The sequence below is a fragment of the Myroides odoratimimus genome (genome assembly GCF_001485415.1).
Classification (GTDB): Bacteria; Bacteroidota; Bacteroidia; order Flavobacteriales; family Flavobacteriaceae; genus Flavobacterium; species Flavobacterium odoratimimum.
On record NZ_BCMQ01000006.1, the window covers coordinates 229,864 to 253,232 of the forward strand.

21 protein-coding genes are annotated in these 23,369 nt (G+C 34.6%); 7 read left to right on the top strand and 14 right to left on the bottom strand.

The features are described from left to right. Nucleotide 1 precedes the first annotated feature (1 nt). Nucleotides 2-2,131 carry a methylmalonyl-CoA mutase gene (scpA, locus tag MODO_RS08405; protein ID WP_016649853.1) on the top strand — a complete coding sequence of 710 codons (2,130 nt, stop codon included), beginning with the start codon at nucleotides 2-4 and terminating at the stop codon, nucleotides 2,129-2,131. Between the two features lie 482 nt (nucleotides 2,132-2,613). On the opposite strand, the gene MODO_RS08415 is transcribed toward scpA, so the two are convergent. Further along, nucleotides 2,614-3,213: a hypothetical protein gene (locus MODO_RS08415; protein ID WP_006260605.1), complete on the bottom strand. Its 600-nt coding sequence runs from the start codon at nucleotides 3,211-3,213 to the stop codon at nucleotides 2,614-2,616. Nucleotides 3,214-3,415: 202 nt separating this feature from the next. Between MODO_RS08415 and MODO_RS08420 the strand changes: the two genes are divergently transcribed. Then, entirely contained in the window at nucleotides 3,416-4,663 is a 1,248-nt protein-coding gene (locus tag MODO_RS08420) for a DEAD/DEAH box helicase (RefSeq protein WP_006257153.1), read from the top strand. 52 nt (nucleotides 4,664-4,715) lie between these two features. Beyond that, a complete protein-coding gene (locus tag MODO_RS08425; protein WP_006260604.1) occupies nucleotides 4,716-5,381 on the top strand; it encodes a SanA/YdcF family protein in 666 nt (221 codons plus the stop codon). Between the two features lie 82 nt (nucleotides 5,382-5,463). Here MODO_RS08425 and MODO_RS08430 read toward each other — a convergent pair whose 3' ends face one another. The 9 genes from MODO_RS08430 to recR all read right to left on the bottom strand — a co-directional run bounded on the left by MODO_RS08430 (nucleotide 5,464) and on the right by recR (nucleotide 14,691). Continuing rightward, a complete protein-coding gene (locus MODO_RS08430) occupies nucleotides 5,464-6,855 on the bottom strand; it encodes a hypothetical protein (protein WP_006257155.1) in 1,392 nt (463 codons plus the stop codon). A gap of 21 nt (nucleotides 6,856-6,876) precedes the next feature. Next, the gene (locus MODO_RS08435) at nucleotides 6,877-7,812 is read right to left on the bottom strand and encodes a hypothetical protein (RefSeq protein WP_006257156.1); all 936 of its coding nucleotides are present in this window, start codon (nucleotides 7,810-7,812) and stop codon (nucleotides 6,877-6,879) included. A 7-nt stretch (nucleotides 7,813-7,819) separates the two neighbouring features. Next, nucleotides 7,820-8,767 carry a DUF6175 family protein gene (locus tag MODO_RS08440; protein WP_006257157.1) on the bottom strand — a complete coding sequence of 316 codons (948 nt, stop codon included), beginning with the start codon at nucleotides 8,765-8,767 and terminating at the stop codon, nucleotides 7,820-7,822. Further along, on the bottom strand, nucleotides 8,757-9,263 hold the full coding sequence (locus MODO_RS08445) for a hypothetical protein (RefSeq protein WP_006260603.1): 507 nt from the start codon (nucleotides 9,261-9,263) through the stop codon (nucleotides 8,757-8,759). Before MODO_RS08445 ends, MODO_RS08440 begins: the two co-directional genes overlap by 11 nt. Nucleotides 9,264-9,308: 45 nt before the next feature. Beyond that, nucleotides 9,309-9,809, bottom strand: coding sequence for a hypothetical protein (locus MODO_RS08450; RefSeq protein ID WP_006257159.1), 501 nt, complete (start codon nucleotides 9,807-9,809; stop codon nucleotides 9,309-9,311). Between the two features lie 427 nt (nucleotides 9,810-10,236). Continuing rightward, entirely contained in the window at nucleotides 10,237-10,767 is a 531-nt protein-coding gene (locus MODO_RS08455) for a hypothetical protein (RefSeq protein ID WP_006257160.1), read from the bottom strand. A gap of 266 nt (nucleotides 10,768-11,033) precedes the next feature. Continuing rightward, nucleotides 11,034-13,211 carry a ferrous iron transport protein B gene (gene feoB, locus MODO_RS08460; RefSeq protein ID WP_006260602.1) on the bottom strand — a complete coding sequence of 726 codons (2,178 nt, stop codon included), beginning with the start codon at nucleotides 13,209-13,211 and terminating at the stop codon, nucleotides 11,034-11,036. A 24-nt stretch (nucleotides 13,212-13,235) separates the two neighbouring features. Beyond that, nucleotides 13,236-13,469: a FeoA family protein gene (locus MODO_RS08465; RefSeq protein WP_006257162.1), complete on the bottom strand. Its 234-nt coding sequence runs from the start codon at nucleotides 13,467-13,469 to the stop codon at nucleotides 13,236-13,238. A 601-nt stretch (nucleotides 13,470-14,070) separates the two neighbouring features. Continuing rightward, nucleotides 14,071-14,691, bottom strand: a complete 621-nt coding sequence (gene recR / locus MODO_RS08470; RefSeq protein WP_006257163.1) for a recombination mediator RecR — start codon at nucleotides 14,689-14,691, stop codon at nucleotides 14,071-14,073. Nucleotides 14,692-14,857: 166 nt separating this feature from the next. Between recR and MODO_RS08475 the strand changes: the two genes are divergently transcribed. After that, on the top strand, nucleotides 14,858-16,360 hold the full coding sequence (locus MODO_RS08475) for a sodium:solute symporter (protein ID WP_006260601.1): 1,503 nt from the start codon (nucleotides 14,858-14,860) through the stop codon (nucleotides 16,358-16,360). A 46-nt stretch (nucleotides 16,361-16,406) separates the two neighbouring features. Here the strand turns inward: MODO_RS08475 and MODO_RS08480 are convergent, their stop codons facing one another. After that, on the bottom strand, nucleotides 16,407-16,763 hold the full coding sequence (locus tag MODO_RS08480) for a CoA-binding protein (protein WP_006260600.1): 357 nt from the start codon (nucleotides 16,761-16,763) through the stop codon (nucleotides 16,407-16,409). A gap of 228 nt (nucleotides 16,764-16,991) precedes the next feature. Between MODO_RS08480 and MODO_RS08485 the strand changes: the two genes are divergently transcribed. From MODO_RS08485 to MODO_RS08495, 3 genes are all read left to right on the top strand, one after another. Then, nucleotides 16,992-17,702: an OmpW/AlkL family protein gene (locus MODO_RS08485; RefSeq protein WP_006257166.1), complete on the top strand. Its 711-nt coding sequence runs from the start codon at nucleotides 16,992-16,994 to the stop codon at nucleotides 17,700-17,702. 112 nt (nucleotides 17,703-17,814) lie between these two features. After that, entirely contained in the window at nucleotides 17,815-19,137 is a 1,323-nt protein-coding gene (locus MODO_RS08490; protein WP_006257167.1) for an MATE family efflux transporter, read from the top strand. Between the two features lie 95 nt (nucleotides 19,138-19,232). Beyond that, nucleotides 19,233-21,185 (top strand): heavy metal translocating P-type ATPase, encoded by a 1,953-nt coding sequence (locus tag MODO_RS08495; protein ID WP_006260599.1) that lies wholly within the window; start codon nucleotides 19,233-19,235, stop codon nucleotides 21,183-21,185. A gap of 40 nt (nucleotides 21,186-21,225) precedes the next feature. Here the strand turns inward: MODO_RS08495 and MODO_RS08500 are convergent, their stop codons facing one another. From MODO_RS08500 to MODO_RS08510, 3 genes are all read right to left on the bottom strand, one after another. Further along, a complete protein-coding gene (locus tag MODO_RS08500) occupies nucleotides 21,226-21,831 on the bottom strand; it encodes a hypothetical protein (protein ID WP_006257169.1) in 606 nt (201 codons plus the stop codon). After that, on the bottom strand, nucleotides 21,818-22,258 hold the full coding sequence (locus tag MODO_RS08505) for an RNA polymerase sigma factor (protein ID WP_006257170.1): 441 nt from the start codon (nucleotides 22,256-22,258) through the stop codon (nucleotides 21,818-21,820). The genes MODO_RS08500 and MODO_RS08505 overlap by 14 nt, the downstream gene beginning before the upstream one ends. 80 nt (nucleotides 22,259-22,338) lie before the next feature. Further along, the gene (locus tag MODO_RS08510) at nucleotides 22,339-23,196 is read right to left on the bottom strand and encodes a TraB/GumN family protein (protein ID WP_006260597.1); all 858 of its coding nucleotides are present in this window, start codon (nucleotides 23,194-23,196) and stop codon (nucleotides 22,339-22,341) included. Nucleotides 23,197-23,369: the final 173 nt, after the last annotated feature.

Genomic DNA, 23,369 nt, shown 5'->3' on the forward strand with positions numbered 1-23,369 from the left:
CATGAAAAGAAAGGACTTACAACATTTGACTATAAATACCTCAACAGTTAGAACACAGTCAGAAGCATCTGACTTCACTACTGCTGAAGGTATCGATATAAATAAAGTCTACAGTGAAGCTGACTTAGATAAAGTAGAACACATAGGCTTCGGAGCAGGGTTTGCGCCTAACTTACGTGGTCCTTATGCTACCATGTACGTACGCCGCCCATGGACTATACGTCAGTATGCGGGATTCTCTACTGCGGAAGAGAGTAATGCATTCTACAGACGTAACTTGGCTGCTGGACAAAAAGGACTATCTGTAGCCTTCGACTTAGCTACTCACCGTGGGTATGACTCGGATCACGAGCGCGTAGTAGGTGATGTAGGTAAAGCTGGAGTAGCGATAGATAGCGTAGAGGATATGAAGATCTTATTCGATCAGATACCTCTAGGTGAGATGTCTGTATCTATGACGATGAACGGAGCTGTGCTTCCTGTTCTGGCTTTCTACATTGTAGCTGCTATGGAACAAGGAGTAGATAAGAGACTATTGTCAGGTACGATACAGAATGATATTCTAAAAGAGTTTATGGTGCGTAATACGTATATCTACCCTCCTACTCCTTCTATGAAGATCATCGCTGACATCTTTGACTACACGAGTACTCATATGCCGAAGTTTAACTCTATCTCTATCTCTGGATATCATATGCAAGAGGCAGGTGCTACAGCAGATATTGAGTTAGCTTATACCTTGGCAGATGGACTAGAATATATCCGTACTGGACTTAATGCTGGTATGAAGATAGATGACTTCGCTCCTCGACTGTCATTCTTCTGGGCGATAGGAATGAACCACTTCATGGAAATCGCTAAGATGCGTGCAGGTCGTATGCTATGGGCTAAGTTGCTAAAACAGTTCGAACCTAAATCTGATAAATCACTAGCTCTGCGTACACACTGTCAGACCTCTGGATGGAGTCTTACAGAGCAAGACCCGTTTAACAATGTGGCTCGTACTGCTATAGAAGCTGCTGCGGCTGCGTTCGGTGGGACACAGTCTCTACACACGAATGCGCTAGATGAGGCTATCGCCTTACCAACAGATTTCTCTGCGCGTATTGCTCGTAATACACAGATATTCTTACAAGAAGAGACTAAAATATGTAAAACAGTAGATCCTTGGGCAGGTAGTTATTATGTAGAGAGTCTTACACAAGAGATCGCTGAGAAAGCGTGGGCGCTGATAGAAGAAGTAGAAGAGTTAGGTGGGATGACTAAGGCTATCGAAGCAGGTATTCCTAAACTTCGTATAGAAGAAGCAGCTGCTCGTAAACAAGCTCGTATTGATAGTGGACAAGATGTTATCGTAGGAGTAAATAAGTATCGTCTTGAAAAAGAAGATCCATTACATATCTTGGAAGTAGATAATCAGACTGTGCGCAAGGCTCAGATAGATCGTCTAAACCATATTAAAGCTACTCGTGATAATACTAAAGTAGCTGAAGCACTAGCTGCATTAACACAATCAGCTAAGACTGGAGAAGGTAACCTACTAGCTCTAGCAGTAGAAGCTGCTACACATAGAGCTACATTAGGAGAGATAAGTGACGCGTTAGAAAGCGTATTCGGAAGATTTAAAGCACAAATCCAATCTGTAAGTGGTGTGTATAGCAAAGAAATAAAAGATGATAAGAGCTTTAAGAAAGCTCGTGAACTAGCTGATAAATTCGCTGAAGTAGAAGGTCGTCGTCCTCGTATTATGATTGCGAAGATGGGGCAAGATGGTCATGACCGTGGAGCTAAGGTAGTTGCTACTGGTTATGCTGACGTTGGATTTGATGTGGATATAGGTCCGTTATTCCAAACGCCTGCAGAAGCTGCTAAACAAGCTGTAGAAAATGATGTACACGCATTAGGAGTTTCTTCTCTAGCTGCAGGTCATAAAACGTTAGTTCCTCAAGTAATAGAGGAGTTAAAGAAATACGGTAGAGATGATATTATGGTTATCGTAGGTGGGGTTATTCCTGCTCAAGATTACCAATTCTTATTCGATGCTGGCGCAGTAGCTGTATTTGGCCCTGGTACTAAAATCAGTGATGCAGCAATTACAATGTTAGAAATACTATTAGGTAATGATATGTAATCATCATATGGTTATAAAAAGTAAAAGCTCTTCAGTGATTCTGAAGAGCTTTTACTTTTTTATAATTCATCCGAATAAAAACTATATTCGTGATAAACAATGGACTTGTATATATCAGTATGACTAAAATTTTATACTGTATTATAGCCAAAATAATTGCAACTATAAATGGAGATAATAATACAGCTATCCACAACCATCTTTTTTTCATTGATACTTTTGCCAGACTATAAACGAGGTACTTTTTGTTAAGTTTATATAGGGTTAGAATAACAACACTTACCACTAATGTAAGCAATAAACAAAAAAGTATACCTGATGCCTCAACAAAGACACTAAGACCAAGTATAAAACTAACGATAACAAGGAAGTAGAATAATAGTACATAAACTACAGCGTAGAATAAGTCTTTCATAAAATAAATTATAATACTAGTAGTTAGACTTTACAGTACTAATAGATTGTCTCCCTGATTACCTTCTTTAGAAAAGACCTTTTATAGTATCTACTACACTATATTCTATCAATACAGATACTAAGCATATCACTACGATAACACTTAAGATATAGATAAACTTAAGCATCCATCCTAAATCTTCCATTACAAACTGTTTTGCTGTAAAAGTATCAGGTCTATCTCTATCGTAAGTAATATCGAACTCTTCTCCTACAGGGTTATAGTCTCGTAGAGCTATGTATTTTTCATTATAAGGATACTCGAAGTCAGTATCTTCTAGTTCTGGTTTATTCAATTTATACTGCATAGGTTTACCACGCACTATTTTGTTGTCCTTAGTAGTGAACTCCACGATAAGAATCTCTTTTTTCACATCTCCTCTACGGCTAGTAGCTAGGTCTTCATCGAAGTTTAGGTATGATTCATATTGTATTATTTTAGCAGTTGTAGTTATCCCTGCATATTTTAAACGTTGATTAGTGGTGTAGACCTTAATCATTGCTAAAAGTAGTAATACAGGTATAAATAATAAAAGATAAATCATATCCTGAATAGCAGCATAGATAACTATGACAATCATAATAATTGCTGCAGGATAGTATATTTTTTCAAGTTGTCTGACCATAATAAAGTAATTTACATTACAATTTAATCATTTTTTTATTAATACGAAAAATAGATGCTTAGAAAATAGACTAGTTACTATACATACTGACAATAAAGAGCATTCCTCTACATACAATGCAAAAAGAAAAAAGCTTATCAATAGCACTTCGTGTAATAAAAATAAAATAAAGTACCTTTGTATCCATAAATAGATGAAGTATATGACATTCGAAGACTTACAATTAAATAAGAATATATTACGTGCCATAGATGAGCTAGGTTACAAAGAACCTACTCCTATTCAACAAAAAGCAATCCCTTTTATCTTAGCTGAAAAGGATTTGATAGGATGTGCACAGACTGGTACAGGTAAAACAGCTGCCTTTGCAATGCCTATTATTCACTATTTACACAAACTTGGAAATACTAAAAAAGCAAAGAAAGCTAAAGTACTGATCGTTACTCCTACTCGTGAACTAGCTGTTCAGATAGGCGATAACTTCGAAAAATACGCTAAGTATACTAATGTGACGTATATCACACTATATGGAGGTATGTCTATCAAGCCCCAAATAGAACAATTAAACAAAGGTGCAGATGTGATTATTGGTACTCCTGGTCGTCTATTGGACTTATATAAACAAAAACACTTAGATCTAGATCATCTACACTTTTTAGTATTAGATGAAGCAGACTTAATGTTAGATATGGGATTCATTGATGATGTCAAAAAGTTAATACAACTTACTCCTTCTAATAGACAGACCTTATTATTCTCTGCTACCATGCCACTCCCTATTAGAGAGTTAGCCCATGAATTCTTACAAAAACCAGAATATGTAGCAGTAGATCCTATTTCTTCAACTGCACAATCTGTTAAACAAAAAGTGTACTTCGTAGAGAAAGGAGACAAGAAAAAGCTATTATACCATATCATCCGTAACGAAAAGTTATCTGATGTACTTGTATTCACTCGTACAAAGGCTGGTGCTGATACTGTAGTAGAATCACTTAAAAAGAACGGTGTCAATGCTGAGCCATTCCATGGAGATATGTCACAAACAGCTAGACAAGCTGCTTTAGATAGCTTTAAAAACAAAGAAACAAAAGTACTAGTAGCTACTGATATAGCTGCTCGTGGTATCGATATAGATAATCTACCTGTTGTAATTAACTATGACTTACCGAATATCCCAGAGACCTTTGTACACCGTATCGGGCGTACTGGTAGAGCTGGTAATGATGGAGTAGCTATCTCTTTCTGTGATAAATCTGAGAAGACCTATTGGGAGGCTATTTGTAAGTTCGGTAGATTACAACCAAAGATTGTTACGGATCATCCTTTCCCTTGGAAAGAGACTACTACTAAAGATGGTCAAACTCCTAAAAAAGATTATAGAAAAAAACCTGGGCAGAGCAATTCTCGTAAATCAGAAAACTCTAAAAAGAATAAAAAACGTTGGTATTAGTACTAACGTTTTTTGCTTTATATTTGATCTTAACAATTGCTATTATACAACTATGAAAAAGATCTTTAAATACTCTTTCTACTTAGCACTACTCGTCTTATTCCTTATATGGTTTGCAAACTATAGAGTAACTAATACTACCAAAGAACAACTGTACAGCTCTGTAAATGAAATACCTCATAACAAAGTGGGTATGGTACTCGGAACTACTAAATTACTTGCAGGAGGCTATGTAAACTACTACTTCACCTATAGAATAGAAGCTACAGCAGCTCTCTATAAAGCAGGCAAAATAGATTATATCGTAGTGAGTGGAGACCACAGTCGCAATGACTATAACGAACCTAAAGATATGGAACAAGCCCTAATAGAACAGGGTGTTCCTAAAGAAAAGATATACCTAGATTATGCAGGACTACGTACATTAGACTCTGTCTATCGAATGCAAGCTATCTTTGGACAAGATAGTTTTACAATTATCTCTCAACCCTTTCACAATGAAAGAGCTGTCTACATCGCTAATCATCTTGATCTTAAAACAGTTGCTTATAACGCACAAGATGTCTCTCGTAACTTTGGTTTTAAAACCATGCTTAGAGAAAAGTTCGCTAGAGTAAAGGTATTATTAGATAACCTAATCAACAAAAAGCCTAAACACCTAGGAGCTCCTGTTCAAATAGGAGAAGGTATAATACAAGAAAGAGCTCAAGATAAATAACCTTGAGCTCTTTCTATAAAACAAAGTCCCTGATCTTTCAGGGACTTTGTGCGCAAAAAAATATTAACAAAATACTCGAATGTTAATTAATTTGTCTAATTAACATACCTGGGTAAATGTTCTTAGCGTTACCAGAGAATGAAGTAGCTTTAATCTTTTGTACTTCACCTGCATTATTTGCAGCATTCTCAGCTTGTTCTACATCAGCCTCGAATCGGTTATCCCATATTTTATTTTTCTCAGCTTTAATAACTGTAACTCTTTTATATTTTGTAACCTTAGTTTCTGGATCTTCAGTTTTCTCTAATACTTCAAATTTATCACCAGCCTCTACATCTTCTTTCATACCAATGAATGCTGTAATCTCAGACTCAGTTGTAGCAAGAGGAGTTTTAGTACGGAAAGGCTCATATTTCTTCTGTAATTTAGCAATTACATTATCAATAGAACGAACAGCGGCACGCTCTACCAATTCTTTTTCAGAAACTTTAGAGAAAGTAGTAGATTGAATATCTGCCCAAGCAGTTTCTGTTCCTACTAATTTTAATTTAAACAATCCAGATTTGATAAACTGATCAGCGCTGTTTGCATTGTAGTATTTTGTATAGAATGTAGCTGCGGCTTCCTCAGTCCAATCTAATTGGAATAAGAATGCTGTCGCTTTTACCACATATCCTTTACCTGCAACAGAAGCTCCTGATTGTACCGCAGAGTTAGTAGTCGCAGCTGCTTTACCTCCAATTAATCCAGTAACAGCAGCAGTCGTAGCTGACAATTGTCTAGCCATTTCTTCTTTACTAATATAGTTAAAACGTACTCCTACTACGAATGTATTAGAAATTAAGTTCTCTCCTGCATCTTCTAACATTGCTTTACCTCTAGTTGATTTATCAGCAATATCTTTATCAAATACAGAAGCATTGTATAATCCACGTTCTTTGATCAGCTCCATATTATAAGGAGATTGAGTAGACGCATCATATTTACCTGCATTAAACCATTTAGCAACTAACTTATCTCCAACATTATTCTGAGCTAAGAACTTGATAAATTGAGCTGTTACTTTATCAGTACTAGTAGTATCTACCACACCTGCAGTGTTATCACTAGCTACACTCTTACCGAATTTACCTAGAGACTTACCTAACCCACCTTTTTTCTTACCAGAGTCTTCTTTTCCTCCAACAGCAGCAATCTCTGCTTCTGTTACTGGATATTGACTAGGTTTAAAAGAACGTAAAGACTTATCTAAGTTATGGTCATTAAACTTCTCTGGAAGAGGTGTTTTAAAGAATGTCTCTTTAATGATTTGTCCTTTTAAGTTTCCATTTCCATTAATACCGTGGTCATCCACGATGATAGTATATAATGAACTACGCATATAGTCATCAGCTACTTGTTTTTTATCTTGAGCAAAAGCTGCAATTGATGATACTACTAATGAAGCAGTAATCATAAATGTTATTTTATTCATATTAGTATTTTTTTTTGAGTATTATCTTCTTAAGACAACATAAGTGTCTCCTTTTCTTTTAGCAAATGCAGTACCAACAGCTTTCCATGCCTCGATTCTTTGTTGCTCTAAACTTACTGCATCATTGTACATTTTAATTTCAAAGTCTAGATCAGCTTTTACCTGTGCCTTCATCTCGCGTTGTAAAGCTATCGCAGCTGAATAACACTTAGATTCTGGGAAAATAGTTACTAAGTATTGACCAGCTTCATGTGCTCCATAAGCATCTTGCTGTGCATTCCATGCAGCCTTAGCCTTATTAAAGTTTTCCATACAAGCATGATCTACATACAACTGATAAACTTTTTCAGCAGCTTTCATACCTGCATCATAACCTTTACTACACTCTGGAATCGCTGTTAATAAAAACATCGCTTCTTCAAAGTTTTTTTGGTTAGCTAAGCTTTCTGCTTTCTTGATTATAGTAGTATAATTCCCATCATAGTATGCTATAATCTTCTTCTTACTATCTTCTATAAAAGCAACTACATCTTTATTCTTTGCATTTAGCTTTTTAAATGCATTGATATAAGCCTTAGTTTCACTCTCACCGACTCCTTTTAAGTTTACTGAAGTTGATGCAAATACCTTTTGCCCAAAAGAATCACCAATGAATAAATTCATCTCTAAGTCTAATACAAAAGATCTGGGTGGGCCAGGTAGTATATTCTTTTCTACTACATTAAACTCAGGTGTAATAGCGAACTGAGCATAACCATCTGAAGAGCCTAATCCATTAGCTGCAACTATACTTTTTAACTTAGTCTTTAATTGTCCCTCTGCTCCAGAGTATAAACCATCTGTCTGCTCTGGTATAGACGCCATTAATGATATTTCACATTTATCTGTTTGACCATATGTAAACAAACTCGCGAATAACAATAAGGCAACAGATATTTTTCCTATAACTCTATTCATAGTACTCTTATTTCTCTCCGATTACTAAAGCAGCTCTTCCTAATCCTCTGTTGATTAATTTAGCATCTAAATTATATGGTGCTTTCTTTAAGAAAGTTCTTAACTCACGAGCAAAACCATCGGTGTCCTGAGCCATACCATTAGCTTTATAAAGAGGAATACGTACACTCTCATATAAAGTCATTGTCTCTGTAGCATCTGCTTTACTAAAACGGTGATTAACTGTTTTCTCTGCTAACCAGTTATCAATAACCTCTGTTAACTCAGTTCCATCAAATTCAGTTTCTAAATCAACACCTGATCCATTGTCAAATACTAAAATATCTAGTGTTACCTCTCTTCCGTTTGTTAATAAGTCATCGAAGTGAGCTTGTAACTGATTAACGAAACTGTCCATATTCACTAATACAGCTTCTTCTAATAACACAGCTACATCAGCTGAGAAAGATGGTGCTCCAGTACCTTGAGCACCTGCTACTTGTTTACTTGTATAAGCATCTAAAGCTCTTAAGTTATAAGTAATAGACTTCTTAGGTCCCGTAGCATTGATAGTCCAATCTACTTCTAATATAATATCAGACTTAGCTGTACGTCTTACTCTATCTAATGGGCTTTCTGCTAATGCTGCACCAGAAGCTTTACTTGTAATCAAGTTATTCTCAGCATTAGTTTTATTAATAGCTTTCATCGTTGCAGATAAGTCTTTAAGAGGGAATCCTCTATCTGCCATTAGAATATTAATCTTAGAAATTACATTCATCAAATCAGAATGTAAAAGTGCTAATTTATAATCTGGAATATATTCTTCTACCCCTTGGTTATAATATACTTCCATTACTCTATTCTTTGTACACCATGAGTCAGAAGGAACCACCATTAAAGATGGTTTCTTAGCTTGTGCAAACATTCCTACACTCAAAAGGCATAGACAAATAGTCAAAAATTTATTTTTCATAGCTTTTTATTTTTACAATTTTATCTTTTTCAAGTCTTTTAATTATCTCTTTGCGAGCTACAGTTACCTCTACACTATAAGATTCATAACTGATTCCGTGTTTAACTACATTACTTTGAAATGCAATTCTCTTTACAGAGGTATACTTTCTATTCTTACCTCCTTTTTTAAAGAATTTGTCGAAGTACTTTTTATACTTCTCTTCAGCATTAGGCTCAGTTACGATAGGTTTTACAGAACACTCTCTTTTATCCGTTACGATTCCCTGAAACATTACTGTTTTTATAGCCATCTCTTTAGCTTCAGCGATAACCGCACTCCTATTCTTACCAGTAGCATATACTTGTACTACTTCATTACCGTACATATCTGCACTCACACACTCTACTGTCTTACCAGTATAGAAGCTAGCCATAGTATTAGTAGGCTTGCTTTTACACGACAGAACTAAGAGTATTAGAGATAGTACGGATAACCGAATTACTTTATTGATCATCCTATTATTTTTTTAATTAGTAGTACCAGCGTACATATAAGTTGATTAGAATCCAGCAGATAAACTCTTAACGATACCTGCTACTTCTAAGTCTTTACGTAATAAATCTTTAGATACAGATACCACATATCCTACTTTGTATTCTTTTTTACTTACCTTGATTACTTCTGGAACTGAAGAAGAAATAGAAGCATATTTTAAATAAGGACTTTCTTTACCAAAGAAAGTATTGAAGTAATCTGCTTTTTCATGTTGAACTGAAGCATCTTTTATAAGAGGACGTTGAGAAACACACCCTACTCCATTCGCTGCAAAACCACGAAACAAAACTCCATGTACAGCATTTTTCTTAGCTTCTTCATTAGGAATTACAGCCTTATTACTGTACGTCCATATCTTTACTAAGAATGTTCCTTCACTTCCTGTACCTGCACACTCAATATCATATTTCCATTGAGCTGCTTCTTTTTTAGGATTAGAAGCGAAACTTATATGAGCAGAAAAAGTTAATACTGCACATACTAAAACAAGTAGATATCTATTCATTTTTTCAAAACTTTATATTATACAAATACTTTATCTTACATTTTTAACACAAATTTATACCATATAAATAAATAAATTACAAAAAACACTTATACTATTCAAACAAATCGTATCAAAGCCAATAAAACCATAATCAAATGGGTGAAAGAATATTTTTTATGAGTAAACCATATAACTATTCACCTCTTTCCTTGTATTATTCAACTATATTATACAAAACAACTAAGAAGAATATCTACTAAATATTTGATTTACTTCATTACGTAATTAAACAGATGAATAATAAAAATCTCAATACAGACTAATCAGCACATTATTCATGTACATTATGCACATTTTTTAGCTATATATTAAAAACAAATACCCCCTAACAAACATATTGTCTATTAGGGGGTATCCTATACCTTACTCACTTAACAAAGCGATGCTATAGCTTATCTTTTTGTCTCTTAAGTATCGCTTTCTGTTGTTTATATTCCGCTTTTCTATTATTCTTTGCTATCTTTCTTTTAGAATCATTGTCCTTATAGATGATTTCGATATTTTTAATATCTCTTTCATACTCTATCTCTAACATATCTAACTGGTGCTCTATATCATTCTTATAGCTTTTATTTTGATACTTATGATGAGATGCCTTATCCCACTTCACCTTCTGAGAGTCATTAAGGATAATATAAATATCCTGTCTAAAACTCCTTGCTAACTCTCTCTTTTTTAAACCTTTTTCTCTACCTGACAATGAACGGTCACGTCCTATCGCTTCAAACTCTCTGCCGATAGTACGTTTTCGTTCTATAATCTTAGTCCTTTGACTTTCTGTTAGTTTGTAATACTCTCCTTTATCTAATAACTCCGAAGCACTTACTTCATAATCTGTCTGTTTACTATTCTTAGGTGATTGCGCATATATACTAGTAAAGACTAGCAATGCTCCTAATACTAAAACTCGTCTCATAGCTCATTTTTTTAAAATTAAAAAATGACCTCTATCTCTATAAAGATCATTAGTCAAATAAAACAATTCGCATACAAGGTGACAAACATAAAGAGTTAATTCACATAAAATATGTACTTACACTAAGAGAACCTATATTATCCATCATATAATCTCGTGATTCGCCCAATAATAAAGTAATTCTATAATCATATAAAGAAAATCCCCTTCTCCATATCAAATGAAGAAGGGGATACTATAATAAATATAATTATACTCTTAATAAATTAGGTAAATAAATACCATAACTGCGCTACGACAAAACACACAATAACTCCAAAAAGAACTGGTAATAATGAAGCTACAGTAGTCCACTTCACACTATTCGTTTCTTTATAGATTGTATATATCGTAGTACTACATGGATTGTGCAGTAAACTAAACAGCATCAAGTTCACTCCTGTCAATGTAGTCCACCCTGCCATATGTAAGATAGTCGCTATCTCTCCATCCGATACCTCAAACATCACACCAGCGCCTTCACCTATAGAAGCATCTCCTAATACCATAGCAGTCAACATTAATACCGTAGGAATAACAATCTCATTAGCAGGAATAGCTACGATATAAGCTAATAGAATAACTCCATTTAACCCTAAGAAGATACCGATAGGATCTAAACCTTGTATAGTCCATAATGCTATACTCTTATCTCCTATATCAATATTACAGATCAACCAAATAACTGCTCCTGCAGGTGCTGCAAATACAATAGCTCTCCATAATACAATAAGTGTTCTATCAATTAATGATGTATAGATCGTCTGTAATACTCTCGGCGGTCTATAAGGAGGCAATTCTAAGGTAAAGAAAGAAGCCTGCCCTTTTAGCATAGTCTTAGACAGCATCCATGAAGTAAAGAATGTAAATCCTATTCCTAATACCACGATTCCCACTACTGCAAGCGTAGAGATAGTATTAGACAAATACGATGGTACTAAGGCTCCGATAAAGATACTTGCCATCAATATCTGTGTAGGCCAACGACCATTACACAGCGAAAAGTTATTCGTAATGATAGCAATTAGTTTTTCTCTAGGGCTGTTAATAATACGAGTAGAGACCACTCCAGCAGCATTACACCCAAAGCCCATACTCATTGTCAAAGCTTGCTTACCATGTGCTCCTGCTCCTTTAAAAAGTCTATCAAGGTTAAATGCTACTCTTGGTAGATACCCAAAATCTTCTAATAAGGTAAACAGAGGGAAGAATATAGCCATAGGTGGTAACATTACTGCTATAACCCAAGCTGTAGCTAGATATACTCCATCTACTAAAAACCCTGATAACCACCATGGAAAATGAAGACTCTCTGCTCCACTCTTTAATATAGGGTATAACTCTTCTAATAACAATGTTGATAATGCACTAGATGGATAGTTAGACCCGATAATAGTCAGCCATAGAATACCTCCGAGCATCAATAACATAATAGGAAAGCCAAATCGCTTACTCGTCACTACATTATCGATCATACGGTCTACTCTGAACGCACGCTGATTCATATCTGATTTTACAGTGCTCTTCACTGTCTTCGATACTTGAGTGAAGATAGCCCCAGCCACATTATCAGAATAGTCTAATCCTAGCTTCTCATGATAATGAGCTGCTAACGTTATCACCTCTTTTATATTCTCATTATTGACTTTAGTAGATAACGTTTGGTTCACTAAAGCGGTCTGAATAGTAGCATCTTGTTGTATTAATCTCATCGCTAGCCATGACGGACTAGGCAAATCTGCATCTATACTTAATAGCTTAGACGCTACCTGCTGTACTGCCTCTCTAGATTCTCCAGATATACCAGATATTGTCTTATGCTCAGGCACATATTTACCTGTAGCTACTTGATCTATTGCTACTAATAAGTCTGTAATACCTTCTTTTCTTCTCGCAGAAGTAGGGATCACAGGTACTCCTAGATCACGAGATAACCCTCTCACGTCTATTTCTACACCATGGCGCTGAGCCTCATCCATCAAGTTTAGACACACCACCACCTTATTCGTAATCTCCTGTATCTGTACTACTAAACTCAGATGACGTTCTAGTCGACCAGCATCTACTACTACTACAGTGACATCAGGACGACCAAATAAAATAAAATCACGTGCCACTTCTTCATCTTCAGAAGTAGACATCAGTGAGTAAGTACCCGGAAGGTCGATTATCTTATACTTACTATCCTTAAACTGAAAGTTTCCTTCTGCACGTGTAACTGTTTTTCCTGGCCAGTTTCCAGTATGTTGTTTTAGACCAGTAAGAGCATTGAAGATTGTACTCTTACCTGTATTTGGATTTCCTGCTAGAGCGATAGTATAATCAAACTTACCAGATGACTCCCCTAGTTTTTTTAATTCTGCTGTTGCATTAAGATCACAAATATCACAGGCTGATTGCGCCATAATTTTTTTCCCTTCTTTTATAATTTAATTAGCTAAAGTCACTAATACCATCTCTGCATCCTCTTTTCTCAACGAAATGATAGTATTATAGATAGAATAAGCTACAGGATCCTTTAGTGGGCTGATATTATGGATATATATTTCAGCACCAGGAACAAACCCTAAGTCTAAGAAACGCTGATGTACCTCCACAGGACATCCTCGCTTTATACCTTGTATAGTAGCTTTTTCTCCTTTAGCTAGTTCTGATAAATTCATTACAATTTTCTTTAGATGTGTAAAATTACAAAATTAGACAAGCCTAACAATTAATTTAGTGTTAAAACCTCTATATAAAAACATTCTAATTTAAGGTCATGAGTCTATTTATAAGCTAGAAAGCCAATACAGCTATCATAAACAAGCCTTTCATACTATCTTATTATAATACAATTTGTTACTCTACCATTATATACATCATTACAAAGCTACTTTATATTATACCATACTTATAGGATAATGATCGCATAGTGGTCGCATTAAAAATAGCCAAAACTATGCGACCATTATGCGACCACAAGCCGACCACTATGCGACCACTGCCTGAAAAATAGGGTCACGTCCTACTATAGCTGTACAGATCTTGTTTATAATCCTACTTTTAACTGTACACTTGTTTTTATAATCTTATGATCTACAAAACGGTCTACATAAAGTTAGAGTAGGGTATATTATTACTTACTGACCTCAATGTATCTATACTCTAAAAAAACATTTCTAAACGAGATAACATGTATCTTAGACTTAAATCCATAAAAAAAGAGCAATTGGTATGAATTACTAATTACTCTTCTATGATTAACTTTTAAAGATTGTACTACTATACAGCCTTAAATGCATTCTCAAAAGGTACACGGTGTACTAAACTTCTACCTAAGGTCACTTCATCTGCATACTCTAACTCATCCCCTACTGCTATACCTCTAGCGATAGTAGAGGTGATGACACCCGTATCTTTTATCTGTTTATAGATATAAAAGTTGGTCGTATCTCCCTCCATGGTAGAACTCAACGCAAAGATGATTTCTTTCACCTCCCCTGCTTTTACCTTTTCTACTAGAGATTGGATATTTAATTGGCTAGGTCCGATACCATCTATAGGAGAAATCTTACCTCCTAGCACATGGTATATTCCTTTAAATATCTGAGTATTCTCTAACGCCATTACATCGCGTACATCTTCTACGACACATATCGTCTGGTGATCGCGTGCTTCGTTAGCACAGATATCACATAGCTCTGTATCTGATATATTAAAACAACTCTTGCAGAAGATAATATCTTTTCTAAGCTTTAATAGGGCTTCTGCTAAGTGTAGAGTTTGTTCCTCTGGTTGTTTTAATATATGTAACATTAGTCGTAATGCGGTACGCTTACCTATCCCAGGCAATTGTGATACTTCTTCGACTGCTTTTTCTAATAATTTTGACGGGAATTCCATAACTGCAAAGATAAAAAATAAACTAATAAATAACTCTACTCCTCTAAACTACTACTACACTGAAGAACTCTCTTAATTCTATAATGCATAGCGATAAAAGCAATAGTTGATATTTCTAAAAAAGAATTACTTTTGGATTCTAAGCATATAAAACAATTGACTTATTATGACTCCAATAACCATTATCACGATTATTATTATCTACTTCGGAATACTGATAGGTATATCTCATTATATCAGTAAAAAAGATAGTAGTAATGACGCATTCTTTAGTGCTAATAAAAATGCGAAATGGTATTTAGTCGCTTTTGGGATGATAGGGACAGCCTTATCAGGGGTAACCTTTATATCCGTGCCAGGAGAAGTAGGCTCGCCTAACGGTGAACAGTTTAAGTATTTTCAATTTGTTTTAGGTAATGCTGTCGGTTTTCTATTAACTGCCTCTGTGCTACTCCCTTTATATTATAAGTATAACTTAGTCTCTATCTATACCTATATAGAGAAGAAGCTTGGGCATTATAGTTATAAGTCTGCGGCTTCTATATTTTTGTTGAGTAGAACGATTGGTTCTGCATTTAGACTATACCTAGTCGTTATCGTATTACAGCGCTATGTATTCGATTATTTCGGAGTACCTTTCTTTGCTACAGTACTGATTGCCCTATTACTGATCTATGCTTATACTTATAAAGGTGGATTAAAAACCATTATCGTTACAGATACGTTACAGACCTTCTTCTTAGTTGCCTCTGTTATATTCACCATCATTTTTATCTGTCACAGTCTAGACCTTTCGGCCGTAGAAGCCTTCGAAACCATAAAAAATAGCAATTATTCTAAGATATTCTTCTTTGAGGATTTCATCTCTTCTAGATACCATTTCTTAAAGCAGTTTATAGGAGGAATATTTGTAACACTAGCGATGGTAGGATTAGATCAAGATCTTATGCAGAAAAATCTAAGCTGTAAAAACATCAAAGAAGCACAAAAGAATATGTATTCTTTCACAGCCATCTTTGTGGTGATTAACCTATTCTTCTTAGGTGTAGGAGCATTATTATACATCTACGCAGAGAAGAACGGCATCCAAGTACCACTAGATCTAGCTACTGGTAAGCCTAGAACAGATTTACTATTCCCAGAGATTGCTTTTAACTATCTAAGTATAGTACCTGCTATCATATTCTTATTAGGGTTGACAGCGGCTACATTTGCTACTACAGACTCTGCTCTGACGGCATTGACTACCTCATTCTGTATAGACTTCTTACACATGGATAAGAAGAAAGACGATGCGTCTAATGTATGGAAGAGAAAAGTAGTACACCTAGTGTTCTCTTTATTAATGTTCTTAGTGATTATATTATTCAATGCTATTAACGATGCCTCTGTAGTAAGTATGATTTTCAAGATAGCCTCTTATACATACGGACCACTATTAGGCCTATTCGCCTTCGCCATTCTATTTAATAATAGAACTGTCAAAGATAAGTTAGTACCTATTATATGTATACTAGCGCCGTTTTTGACGTTATGGTTGAGTAACAACTCTGCTACTTTATTAGGTGGATATGTTTTTGACAATGAGCTAATACTTGTCAATGGATTAATCACAGTACTATTATTACTCTGCACTAGTCAAAGCAAAGCATTAAACAAAATAAATTAAAACAATAAAGGTCTTATGCATTCATAAGACCTTTATTGTTTTATCCCTAGAACTGCTCTGTACGTAGTAATACTAATGTACAGGCTTCTTCAGACTTAATACCAGCATCAGATAGTTTCTGAACAAACTCATTATTCTCCGTACCTGGATTAAAGATTACACGTCTAGGCTTTAGTTTTATAATCTCTTCATAATACTCTACTTGCCTTGCAGGATTAAGATACAAGGTCACTGTATCGATATCTCCTCCTGTATACCATTTAGTATGGATATTGACATCCTCTACCATTCCTTCTCTAAGTCCATGGGCTATCACCTCATGTCCATATTCTCTAAGCATCTTTATTGCCTTATTAGAATATCTTTCTTCTTTTAAAGAAGCACCTACAACTAATATTTTCATAATTTTTATATTTTTAACAGATTAATCACACAAATACATAAATTAAACCATAGATATATCAAAACATATTATATTTAGAAGCTAATCTACTTAGTTTAATAAATTATATTTTATAAATTTAGCTAATATTTAAACTTTTTTTACAACAAAAAGTATATAAATGATAAAAGTCATATTTCAGATATAAATTTAACAGTAATTTTACTCTAGAAATTTAAAATCTCAATTATGAAAAAGTTACTACTTTCAATTTTAGGAGCTGCATTATTCGTAAGCGGTTCTACATTCGCACAAGAAACGACTAGTGCACCTGAGAAACAAGATTATAAATGGCAAATGCGTCTACGTGGAGTAGGTGTTATTCCTCATAACAGAGCAGATATCGGAATCATCGGTGGACAAATCGATGTAAATAACAACTTTATCCCAGAATTAGATTTCACTTACTTCTTCACAGAAAACTTAGCTGCTGAGTTAATCTTAGGTACTACTAGACATACTGTAGGAACTATTGGGTCAAGTTTAGACAACCCAATTACTCAAGGGCCTAGCACAGCTAACGTAGATTTAGGAAGTGTATACTTATTACCTCCTACATTAATGTTCCAATACCACCACAAATTTGGTGAAGTATTTAAACCTTATGTTGGGGTTGGGGTGAACTATACTATTTTCTATAACGAAAAATCTGGTGTAGCGAAAGATATAAAATATGACAACAAATTTGGTTGGGGTTACCAATTCGGTTTTGATATTGATTTAACAGAGAAATTCTTTATCAACGTTGACTTCAAAAAGTTATTCTTAAAAACAGATGTTACTGTTGATGCTACTAACTTAGTGGCTCCAGGTGTAACAGGTGTTGATCAGTTAAATATTCCTGCAAAAGTAAAATTAGATCCAATGTTAATTGGTTTTGGTGTAGGAATGCGTTTTTAATTATTTAATGAGACATTTTTTTTTACCAGCCTTCTATGTACTGCATAGGAGGCTGGTTTTTTATTGTCTATTATTTAACCGACCTTTGCAACTTTATTGAAAACAATAAGATATGCAAACTACAATCAGTTTTAAAGAAATTAACAAACTAGCTATACCCGCTATTTTTGCAGGGGTATCAGAGTCCTTAATTTCTCTAACTGACATCGCCATCATCGGTAATGTAAAGGAAAATAGTGTAGAGGCATTAGGTGCTGTAGGCTTAGTAGGATCTTTTCTTTCTGCGATAATATGGATCGTAGCACAAACTAAAACTTCTATATCTGCTACCGTATCTCAACATCTAGGAGCCAATAGAATATTCGCTGTAAAGACCCTAGTACCACAGGCTATACTGTTTAACTTTTGCCTCAGTGTACTGCTATTCATATTCACTACTTTCTTCGTACACGAAATCTTTATCGCTTATAATGCAGAAGGCTTATTACTAACCTATGCTAAAGAATATTACTTAATACGTGCTTGGGGATTTCCGCTTACTCTAATTACCTTCGCTCTATATGGGGTTTTTAGGGGATTACAGAATACAATGTGGGCAATGAAATGTAGCTTAACTGGAGCTATTATCAATGTGGTATTAACGTACTACTTTGTCTTTGGTATAGAGGGGATATTGCCCGCTATGCATATCAAAGGGGCAGCTTATGCTAGTGTGATTGCACAGACGATTATGTTACTTATGGCATTCTATTACTTCTTTAAGCATACTCCTTTTAACCTAAAAGTAAGAAGAACGATTAACCCTTCACTAAAGCCATTAATCATTATGAGCTTTAACTTTATTATTCGTACAGCAACACTTAATGTAGCTATATATTTAGCTAATGCTTATGCCACAGGTTATGGCAAGAGTTACATCGCAGCACAAAGTATACTGATGAATATCTGGTTATTCTTCTCTTTCTTTATAGATGGCTATGCAAGTGCTGGTAATGCAATGTCAGGAAGGCTAGCAGGTGAAAAAAACTACCAGACGATGTGGTCACTCTCTAAGAGTATCAGTAAATACGCTATTATTATTTCACTGATCTTAATCGCTATCTGTGCGATTTTTTATAGACAAATCGGCTTACTCTTCAATCAAGATCCTGAAGTTATCAAGGTATTTATAAGCGTGTTTTGGTTAGTTCTCTTTATGCAACCTATCAACTCTCTTGCTTATATCTTTGATGGAATCTTTAAGGGAATGGGAGATGCTAAAGTACTTCGCAATAATTTACTGTTTGCTACCTTCTGTGGGTTCATCCCTACTCTATTACTGTTTGATTATTTAGATTTCAAATTATACAGTGTGTGGATTGCTTTCGGAGTGTGGATGTGCTGTCGTAGCTTCCCTTTAATGTACTTATTTAAAAAGAATTACGTAGATAAGTAAGCAATGCAACAGCATTGCAAACATGGCTTGACATTATTTATAATGATTATAAGGTGGTACATTTGCTTTAAACAAAAACAAAAAATCATCAAATTATGTGTCAAGAACATTCAAATCATAATCACTCGCATAACCATAGTGATCATAATCATGGACACGACCATGATCATGACCACAGCCACGGAGGAGAAAACACGAAGCTCTTTGTTGGCTTCAGTTTAGTTATGTTTTTTATAGGAGTCTTTCTTGCTAATATTATAAAAGCAGATTGGTTTATCAACAATAATACACTGAGGTTATCTTGGTATATCGTCGCTTATCTACCAGTAGCATTCCCTGTTCTAAAAGAAGCTGTGAAGTTAGGAGGCAAAGGAGATTTCTTTAATGAGTTCTCATTAATGGGAGTAGCTACGCTAGGTGCTTTCTTTATAGGTGAATACCCTGAAGGAGTAGCTGTAATGATATTCTATACCATCGGTGAAATATTCCAAGAGAGCGCTGTAAATAAAGCTAAAGGTAATATCAAGGCTCTACTAGACATACGCCCTAATGAAGCAACAGTATTTAGAAACAATGAATACACTGTTGTCAATCCAGAACAAGTAAGTATCGGAGAGATTATCCAAGTAAAAGTAGGTGAAAAGATTCCATTAGATGGAGAGCTATTAACGGACAAAGGTAGCTTTAATACTTCTGCCTTAACAGGTGAAAGTAAGCCAAGTACTTACGAGAAAGGAGAAACTGTTCTTACTGGGATGATTAACTTACAGAATGTAATCGAGGTTAAAACAACAAAGTTATATCAAGATAGTTCTCTTGCTAAAATCCTTCAAATGGTACAGGAAGCAAGTGCTCGAAAGGCTACAACAGAACTTTATATTAGAAAATTTGCTAAAGTATATACTCCTATCGTATTCTTTCTAGCTGTAGCTTTGACGATTATCCCTTATTTTGTATTAGGAGAAGGATATGAGTTTAAAACATGGTTAGAGCGTGCACTAGTATTCTTAGTAATTTCTTGTCCTTGTGCTTTAGTAATCTCCGTTCCATTAGGATACTTTGGAGGAATAGGGGCTGCTTCTAGAAACGGTATCTTGTTTAAAGGATCAAATTACTTAGAACTAATGGCTAAATTAGACATCGTAGTAATGGATAAAACAGGGACACTAACAGAAGGAGTATTCAAAGTTCAAAAAGTAGAAACTACTGTTGAACAAACTGAATTTGTAAGTATTGTGTCTGCTATTGAAAAACAATCTACACACCCTATTGCGAAGGCAATTGTAGAAGCTTATCCTACTTCCAAAACTGCAGAAGAGGTACATGAGATATCTGGAAAAGGATTAATGGGTAAAGTAGATGGCAAAGAAGTACTAGTTGGTAATACAGCTCTTTTAAAGCACTATAACATTAATTACCCAACGGAGATAGACGATATAGTAGAAAGTATCGTTATCGTTGCTATAAATAAAGAATACAGTGGATATATAACAATTGCTGATCAGATTAAAGTTGACTCTAAGGATGCAATCAAGCTGATGAAATCTCTTGGAGTGAAGAAAACTGTAATGCTAAGCGGTGATAAAAATACTATCACTCAAAAAGTAGCCAAAGAAACCAATATAGATCTAGCATTAGGAGGTTTGCTACCTGAAGGTAAGGTAGAGCAAGTAGAAAAGCTTAAAAAAGAACATCCTAATATGTCTATCGCATTCGTAGGAGATGGAATAAATGATGCACCTGTACTTGCGCTAAGTGATGTAGGTATTGCAATGGGAGGATTAGGAAGTGATGCAGCTATAGAAACAGCTGATGTCGTGATACAGACTGATCAACCTTCTAAGATTGCTACTGCAATGCATATAGGTAAAGAAACACGTAAAATAGTCATTCAGAATATTACACTAGCCTTAGTGGTTAAAGTCATAGTACTTATACTAGGTGCAGGTGGAGTAGCTACGATGTGGGAAGCTGTATTCGCAGATGTAGGAGTTGCCTTACTAGCAATCCTTAATGCTGTTAGAATTCAAAAGATGAAGTTTATATAGCTTAATACAAACAAAAATCCCGATAGTAATCGGGATTTTTTTATTCTTGTTCCTTAAACTGATTTAAGGTATCTTCTATCTGTTTCAGGTATTGTCCATATAGTTTTTTAATCCAATACTTGGCAATAAAATAAATTAGAACAACCATAATAATAGACACTATTCCTAAATACTTTAAAGCATGTAAATCACCTCCCAAAATAAGATCTAATTGAGATGAAGGAGATACAGCTAAAAGCAATAGAATACCAAAAGGAATAAGAGAATAACAAAAGTTCTCATACATTTGAATATACAACTTAACATTGTAATAGCTATCATATAAACTGTCTCTACTGTTTAATTCCAAAGAAGCAGATGTTTTATAAAAGCGATACATCTTCAAAATATAATATCCTGTAATAAGTACAAATATTCCATAGAATAGATAAAAACCTCCTATTCTAGTATCATCTATACGTAACAAACGAGGAGTAAAAGCTATAAAAACAATACTCAAAACCTGTATCCAAATCTCTTTTTTGACATTCCCTCTTATCTTGTCTAATGGTAAACAACCTACTTTTTCATTAAGCTTCTCAGACGCTACTATATCATTAGGCAGTTCCTGTTCCTGCCATGACTTCTTTAAATCATCTAAATTCATAGCCTTGATCTTTAATAATTTCTTGTAATTTACTTTTTGTTCTATTGAGTTTTACCCTAGCATTTCCTTCAGAAATACCAAGATTTCTTCCTATATCTTGATGAGAGAATCCTTCTAAATACAAAAATACGAGTGCCTTCTCTACGTCATTTAATAAATAGATAGCCTTATACAAATAGTGTACTTGGCTTTCTATATCCATATCAACTTCACTTGATTGCATACTTTTCATTTTCTCATCAAAAGCTTCATTTCGTCCAACTACTTGCTTAGCTTTCTTAAAATAAGTAATAGCTGTATTTAAAGCCACTCTATACATCCAAGTAGAGAATTGACTCTGCCCTTGAAAACGAGTATAAGACTTCCACAATTGTAAAACAATTTCTTGATACAAATCGTTTTGATCCTCTTGGTTATCCATATACATCTTAGATACTTTATATAAAATACCTTTATGCTTTTCAATTTGATCTAGAAAGGTTCGTTCTAAAATCTTGCTCACCTTAACTAATTATAAACAGCTTTTACTTGATATCCTTCTTTTTCTAATAACTTCAGAACTCCATACTCTCCACCAAGATGTGCGCTTCCTACAGCAAATACTGTTGACTTCTCTTTCATTATTTCTGGCATCTTAGCTACCCATTTAATATTTCTATTATCTAATAAGTCTTTCTTAAACTTAGTTGGTACAAACTTAGGGTCTGTTCCAAACTCATACAATGCTTCAATATCCTCATCTAAGAAAGATTGCTTCATCTCGTTATAATTCTTCTTATAAGCATTAACTTCTTTAAATTGATTAACCAATTCTTTAGGGGAATACATACTTTCCATCACTTTCTGTTGATCAATGAAATGTTCTAAACCAATTATTGATTTATTAGCTTGCAATGCTTTTTCAAAAAGTTCTAAATCATATCCTTTAACTTCACATGACACTAACTTAGACATCATTAATCCAACCAAAGCTATAGTTGAAAAGTTATTTACTTGCTCTAGTTCTAAATTATATTCTTCCTTCAGAATAGCCCCAAACTCAGCTAACTCTTCCTGGGACAATTGAGAAGATAAAGATTGCTCTGAAACAAACATTTTTTGCATATATGCCAATTCAACAGGATCACTAAAGTTAACCTCTAAAGCTAATTGCTCTGCGCTATCTAAAGCTTTTTGAACTTTGTCACTAATAATTAATTCATCCTTACACAAAATGTGAAATGTACCTAAAACATAAGAAGGCTTGTTCAAGCCCTTTCCAGAAACTTCCCATAATAAGCTTTTCTCTGATATATTAATATCTTGAGCAATACACTGAAAACTAACTAAAACAAATAATAAAATAAAAGAAAATACACGCTTCATAATTATGTAGTATTTATAGGGTTATAATATACATAGTAAGTATAAAATAGAATGAAACGTTACAAAAAAAGATTACTTTTTTATAAGTTCTTTTAAAAGGAATAATATACAAACAAAAAAATCCCCAACCTCATACGAGATTGGGGATTCTATAAAGAAAGGCGGCGACATAC